Source organism: Mycobacterium sp. (genome assembly GCF_035570115.1).
Taxonomy (GTDB): domain Bacteria; phylum Actinomycetota; class Actinomycetes; order Mycobacteriales; family Mycobacteriaceae; genus Mycobacterium.
The window spans coordinates 1-6,495 of the sequence record NZ_DATMLH010000214.1 but is presented as its reverse complement, the minus strand read 5'-3'; the positions used below and the strand labels follow the sequence as shown (position 1 = coordinate 6,495).

The window sequence follows — 6,495 nt, the reverse complement described above, 5'->3', positions numbered from 1 at the left end:
CGCCGATCAGATAGGTCCGCCCGGCCTGGCCGCCGTCGAGGATGCGCCGGACCGCGTCGTTGTGGTCACCGACGTGAATCCAATCGCGCACGTTGGCGCCCTCGCCGTACAGCTTCGGCCGCCGCCCGGTCAGCACGTTGGTGATCTGGCGGGGAATGAACTTCTCCACGTGCTGATAAGGCCCATAGTTGTTGGAGCAGTTCGAGATCGTCGCACGCACGCCGTAGGAACGTACCCAACCCCGCACCAGCATGTCGGAGGCGGCCTTGGTCGACGAATAGGGACTCGACGGGTTATAAGGCGTGGACTCGGTGAACCGTTGCGGATCGTCGAGCGCCAGATCGCCGTACACCTCATCGGTGGAAACGTGATGCAGCCGCACCCCGTGCCGGCGTACCGCCTCCAGAATGGTGAACGTCCCGATCACGTTGGCGTGCACAAACGACGCCGGATCGGCCAGCGAGTTATCCACATGGGTTTCGGCCGCGAAATGCACCACCGCATCCGACTCGGCCACCAACCGCGAAACCAACTCGGCATCGGTGACATCACCCTGCACCAGCCTGATGTCGTTTTCGACCGGCGCCAGCGATTCGCGACTCCCGGCATACGTCATGGCGTCGAGCACGGTCACGGCGTCGTTCGGATGATCGCGCACGGTGGTGTGCACGAAGTTGGCGCCGATGAAGCCGGCGCCGCCGGTCACCAGCAGCCGCATGGACAGACCTTAGCCCGGCGACTTCGCCGGCCCCGGGCTAGCCGCCAATTCCGTTATCGAGACCGCGATGGGTGCCGAAATACCACGGGACGCCGACCTGTGCGACCACTGCGACAAGGACCAATGCGATCAGGCACACGAGCAGCCCGACGGCACGCCGTCGGGCCTTGATCGGCGAAAAAGCGAGCGCCAGGAATAGCAGACCGAATCCCGCCTCCACGTAGCTGAAAACCCGTAGCGGCGCATCAGCCGCTTTGTCGTAGTCGGTGACGTGTCCGTCGGGAAAGCCGGCCAAGACCACGGTGCTGTAAGTCGAGAAGGCTAGCCATAGCGCGCCCACCGCGCAGACGACGCAAGCGATGCGTGCGACGCCCCGCGTGACCACCTGGTCGGCCTGATCAGCTGGTGGGCGTCAGCCCCAGCGGCCCGGCCAATTCGCTCAGCACCGGCAGAAGTGTCTCCGGGGTCCAGCCGCCGAGGACTTGGATCGCCACGTGATCGGCGCCGGCCTCCAGGTGCTCGTTGAGCCGCTGCACGATGGCTTCCGGGCTGCCGTAGGCCACCACCGCGTCGACCAGCCGGTCGCTGCCGGGCTTGCGCACGTCGTCTTCGCTGAACCCGAGCCGCAGCCAGTTGTTCACGTAGTTGCTCAGGCCCAGGTAGAGCTTGACGGCCTCGCGGCCGATCCTGCGCGCCTCGTCGGCGTCGGTGGTCAGCACCACCTTGTGCTCCGGCGCCAAGAACACCGAGTTGCCCATCTCTTCGCGCGCTTTGGCCGTGTGTTGCGGCGTGGTCAGATACGGATGCGCGCCGGCGCTGCGCTCGGCGGCCAGTTTCAGCACCTTGGGGCCCAGTGCGGCGAGCACGCGACGACTGGTCGGCACCATGTCGGAGTCGAGCTCGTCGAGGTAGCCGACCAGCGCGTCGTAGGGCTTGACGTACTCCTCGGTGTGCTCGCGGTGGCCTACGCCGATGCCCAGCAAAAACCTTCCCGGATGGGCGCTTTCGATGCGTTTATACGACTGGGCGACCACGGGCGCCGGCGCGGACCAGATGTTGACGATCCCGGTGGCCAGTTGCAGCGAATTGGTCTGCGCCAGAGCCGGATCCACCCAGTCCAGTTCGGCATCCGGCGATCCACCGATCCAGGCGGCGCCGTAACCGAGCGATTCGATTTGCGCGGCCAGCCCGGGTTCGATCGAACGGAAACCCAGCCATACGCCGTACCGGCCCAGGTCAGGTTTCAGTGATACCGCCTCGGTCATCTAGGTCCCCCTGTGTCTTTCACGAAGCCTTTCACGACTGATTCAGTCCAAGCGGCCCCGCCAGTTCGGCCAGCGCCGAAACCAGGTTCTCACCCTTCGTCAGGACCTGGACGGCCACGTGGTCGGCGCCCGCGTCGAGGTGTTCGTTCAGGCGCGCGGCGATCGCGTCGGTTGTGCCGTAGGCGACTACGGCATCGACGAGGCGGTCACTGCCGGGCCGATTGACTTCGTCCTCGGAGAACCCCAGCCGTTTCCAGCTGTTGCGGTAATTGGCCAGGTTGAAATAAATGTCGAGTGCCTTACGGCCGACCGAGCGAGCCTTTTCCGCATCGGTGGTCAGTACCACCTTGTGCTCGGGTGCCAGGAAGGCCGACCGGCCGATGAGTTCGCGGGCCTGCGCGGTGTGCTCCGGCGTGGTCAGGTAGGGATGCGCTCCCGCGCTGCGCTGCGCCGAAAGCTTCAGCACCCGCGGACCCAGCGCGGCAACCACCCGACGGTTGGCGGGCACGCCGTAGTCGTCGAGTTGGTCGAGATACTCGACCAGCGCGTCGTAGGGCTTGCGGTATTCGGTGACCGCTTCGGGATGCCCCACGCCGATACCCAGCAGGAAGCGGCCGGGGTAGGCCTTGTCGATGCGGTGAAAAGACTCGGCGACCGGCTTGGCCGCTGCTGACCAGATGTTGACGATGCCGGTGGCCACCTGCAGCGTGGTGGTGGCTTTGAGGATGGGCTCCACCCATTCCAGCTCGGCCGGTGGTGAGCCGCCTACCCAGACAGCCCCGTAGCCCAGCGCTTCGATGTCTTTGGCCTGCTGCGGGGTGACGCCGCGGCCGAACGATCCGAACCGACCAAGATTGGGTTTATTCGCTGCATCAGTCATGGTGTCTCCAACCTGTGCCGCGATGCCGCTATTCCGTCAGTTCTGCATCCAGGTCGGGATCCGCCAAATCCTCGACGCGCGGTTTTTCCAGGGGCAGCAACACGATGAAGCGGGTATTGCCCGGCGCAGACTCCACGCGCAAATCCCCGCGATGTTTCTTCACGACGATGTTCCACGCCAAATCCAGCCCGAGGCCGGTGCCCTCGCCGACCGGTTTGGTGGTGAAGAACGGCTCGAAGATGTGCTCGCGCGCCTCAGCGGGGATACCGGGCCCGGTGTCGCAGATCTCGATGCGCGCCAGCTTCTCGCCTTCCCTACCGGTGCGGACGGTCAGTGTGCCGCCCTTCTCGCGCATCGCTGCCAGCGCGTTGTCGATAATGTTGGTCCAGACCTGGTTGAGATCGCCTGGAAAGCAAGGGATTTCGGGCAGCGATTGGTCGAATTCCTTGACCACCGTGATCGCCCCGGCATTCTTGCCGTTTTCTTTGCTGAATCGGTCGGCGAACATCACCAGCGTGCTGCGCAGCAGTTCGTGCACATTGGCCACGTCGAACAGGGCCCGGTCCATCCGGGAATATTGCTTGGCGTCGGCGACCAACGCCGAAATCCGCTTGCTCGCTTCCGAAATCTGATTCATCAGAAGTTCGCTTTCGATGGTGTAGCTGATCCAGCGGACCGCCTCCTCCAACGAGGCCGAAGCATCCAATTCCTCGGCGGTTGCGGCAATCCGTTCCAGCCAGTCGGTGTCGACGCCACCTTCGACGAGTGTCGGCGCGATGTCCCACCCGCCGTCGATGTCGTGGCCCTCCAGCCACTCGCCGACGGCGTCCTCGCGGTCGGCGGATTCGAGCGCGGTCAGGTGCTGCGACGCCGATTTGGCGACCTGCTCGGCGACCGCCTCCTGCAGCCGCACCAGTGCGTTCAGCGTTTCAGCGCTGACCGTGCCGTCGGCGAGCATCACCAGTTTCCCCCGCATGCGGGCGATTCGGCCGCGCAGCTCGTCGGCGGCCCGTGCGATGGCCGCGGCGGGATTGTTCAGCTGATGGGTCAGCCCGGCCGACAACCGACCCAGCGCCAGCAGCTTCTCCCGGTTGTCGATGATCCTGCGGGTCCGGTCGGTGCCCACGGCGATCCCGTCGAGCAGGTGGACCGCCATCGGAAATTGGTCCTTCATGAACGTGGCGAACACCGGGGCGTCCATGACGAAGAACCGCGACGGCTTGGTCACGTGCACCGACGCGTCGTAGAGCTTTTGCTTCCCGCCGGTGAACGCCCGCCAGGCACCGCAATAGACGCCGCGCTGTGATGTCCGGTTCGTCTCGATGGCCTGGCCGCCGGAGAGCTTCGACATCGCCAGCTCGCCCTCGATCAGAACGTAGAAACAGGTCGCCGGCTCACCCTCAACGATGATCGGTCCCGGCTGGCATTCCTCAATATGCCCGTTGACGCACAGCGTCTCGAGCTGCTCGTCGGAGAGCGCCTCGAACAAGAACAGGGTGCGCAGCTCGTCGGCGTCGCAGGGGGGTGCGGTCATGACTCCGCCAAGTAACGGTGAACCAACATCACGGCCATCGATCCTTCTCCCACCGCGGCGGCGACCCGTTTGGCGGACTCGGCGCGCACATCGCCGGCCACGAATACGCCAGGCACGCTGGTCTCCAGATGGTGCGGCGGCCGGTCCAGCGTCCATCCGCAGACGTTGCGCAGGCTCGGACCGGTGAGGATGAAGCCGTGGTCGTCGCGGGCGACTACCCCGTCCAGCCAGTCGGTGCGCGGTGCGGCGCCGATGAAGATGAACATCCGGCCGCAGCTGACGTCCTCGGTACCGCCGGTCCGATTGTCGACGAGGGTCAGCTTCTCCAGGTGATCGTCTCCGGTTGCGCAATGAACTTCGGTGCAGGTGCGCACGGTGATCTTGGGGTTCTGCTCGATCTGCTGGATCAGGTAGTACGACATCGACGCCTCCAACGACGGGCCACGCACGACGATCGTCACCGATTTCGCCTGGCGGGACAGATACATCGCGGCCTGGCCGGCCGAATTGGCCCCGCCGACCACGTAGACCTCTTCGTCCGCGCAATCCGACGCGACGGAGATGGCGGCCCCGTAGTGGATGCCGCGGCCGGTCAACTCTTCGCAGCCGGTTGCCGCCAGCTGGCGGTAGGTGACGCCGGTGGCCAGGATGACCGCGTGCGCGTCGATGGAGCCGCCGTCGGCGAAGCGGATGGTGCGCTTGGGCCCGTTGACCTCCAGGGCGGTGGCCGCGCGGGCGGTGATCAGTTCGGCGCCGAACTTCTCCGCCTGCCTGCGCGCCCGATCGGCCAACTGGCCGCCGGACACCCCGTCCGGGAAGCCCAGGTAGTTCTCGATCCGCGAGCTCTGGCCGGCCTGACCGCCGGTCGCGGTGCGTTCGATGAGCACCGTGCGCAGCCCCTCGGAGGCGCCGTAGACGGCGGCGGCCAGGCCTGCGGGTCCGCCGCCGACCACGATCAGGTCGTAGAACTCCTGCGATGGCGTGGTGGTGAGGCCCAACGTGTCGGCCAGTTCGGCGTCGGTGGGTTCGATGAGGGTGTCACCGCGTTCGGTGACGACGATCGGTAGTCGCAGGCCGTCCTCGCCGGCGGCCCGCAGCAGCTGTTCGCCGTCGGGCTCGTCGGCCATGAACCAGTTGTAGTAAAGCCCGTTGCGCGCCAAGAAATCGCGCACTTGCCACGACCGCGCCGACCAGCGGTGCCCGATCACCTTGGTGTGCGGGATGGGGTGCTCCGGCGCCAGCTTCCAGGCGTCGAGCAGGGCGTCGATGACGGGGTAGAGCTTTTCCTCGGGCGGATCCCACGGCTTGAGCAGGTAATGATCGAGGTCGACGACGTTGATTGCGTCGATAGCGGCGTGGGTGTCGGCATAGGCGGTGAGCAGTACCCGTCGCGCCGACGGATACAGGTCCATTGCCTGTTCGAGGAATTCGATACCGGTCATCTGCGGCATCCGGTAGTCGGCGACGAGCGTCGCGACGGTGTCACCGCGCAGTTTGAGCTGTTTGAGGGTTTCCAACGCATCCGGGCCCGATTCCGCCCGCACAATCCGGTGGTCCTCGCCGTAGTGGCGGCGCAGGTCCCTGGCAACCGCCCGGGATACCGCGGGATCGTCATCGACGGTCAAGATCACGGGTTTACGGGTGTGGGGATCGGGACTTGTCATCGGCGTTAAGTATGCGCTTGTCAGGGCTGGTGTGTGGGGTCAGGTCCGCCGGTCCGATTCCGCTCAGAGCGATTTTGGTCAGCCGGAATTAGCGGGTATCGTGGAGCAACGGTGCGTCATCGCGCTGGTTTCTTGCGTGCCCAGTCCTAGGAATTTCCTGTCACCGGCTCACGTTGCAAAGCCAGTCAATGCTGCGCCGATCCGGCCGGAGAAGCAACGAAACCAAAGACGAGGATTTCTGGAAAGTTATGGCCAAGAAGGACGGCGCCATCGAGGTTGAGGGCCGCGTGGTGGAGCCCCTGCCCAATGCGATGTTCCGCATTGAGCTGGAGAACGGCCACAAGGTGCTTGCCCACATCAGCGGCAAGATGCGGCAGCACTACATCCGCATCCTGCCCGAGGACCGGGTGGTGGTGGAGTTGTCTCCCTACGAC

7 protein-coding genes are annotated in these 6,495 nt (G+C 65.3%); 1 reads left to right on the top strand and 6 read right to left on the bottom strand.

Going from position 1 to position 6,495, the window contains the following annotated elements:
• The 6 genes from VNW74_RS19325 to VNW74_RS19300 form a co-directional block, all read right to left on the bottom strand.
• A partial coding sequence (locus VNW74_RS19325) for a dTDP-glucose 4,6-dehydratase (protein WP_325679712.1) occupies window positions 1-718 on the bottom strand: 718 nt, incomplete at its 3' end.
• Window positions 719-755: 37 nt separating this feature from the next.
• The gene (locus tag VNW74_RS19320) at window positions 756-1,103 is read right to left on the bottom strand and encodes a hypothetical protein (protein WP_325679710.1); all 348 of its coding nucleotides are present in this window, start codon (window positions 1,101-1,103) and stop codon (window positions 756-758) included.
• A gap of 13 nt (window positions 1,104-1,116) precedes the next feature.
• Window positions 1,117-1,983 (bottom strand): LLM class F420-dependent oxidoreductase, encoded by an 867-nt coding sequence (locus VNW74_RS19315; protein ID WP_325679708.1) that lies wholly within the window; start codon window positions 1,981-1,983, stop codon window positions 1,117-1,119.
• Window positions 1,984-2,014: 31 nt separating this feature from the next.
• The gene (locus tag VNW74_RS19310; protein WP_325679706.1) at window positions 2,015-2,863 is read right to left on the bottom strand and encodes an LLM class F420-dependent oxidoreductase; all 849 of its coding nucleotides are present in this window, start codon (window positions 2,861-2,863) and stop codon (window positions 2,015-2,017) included.
• Window positions 2,864-2,891: 28 nt separating this feature from the next.
• Window positions 2,892-4,397: an ATP-binding protein gene (locus VNW74_RS19305; protein ID WP_325679704.1), complete on the bottom strand. Its 1,506-nt coding sequence runs from the start codon at window positions 4,395-4,397 to the stop codon at window positions 2,892-2,894.
• Window positions 4,394-6,061, bottom strand: coding sequence for an FAD-dependent oxidoreductase (locus tag VNW74_RS19300; RefSeq protein WP_325679702.1), 1,668 nt, complete (start codon window positions 6,059-6,061; stop codon window positions 4,394-4,396). Before VNW74_RS19300 ends, VNW74_RS19305 begins: the two co-directional genes overlap by 4 nt.
• Before the next feature lie 248 nt (window positions 6,062-6,309).
• Between VNW74_RS19300 and infA the strand changes: the two genes are divergently transcribed.
• Window positions 6,310-6,495: translation initiation factor IF-1 (gene infA / locus VNW74_RS19295; protein WP_324438538.1), on the top strand; the 186-nt coding region annotated here is incomplete at its 3' end.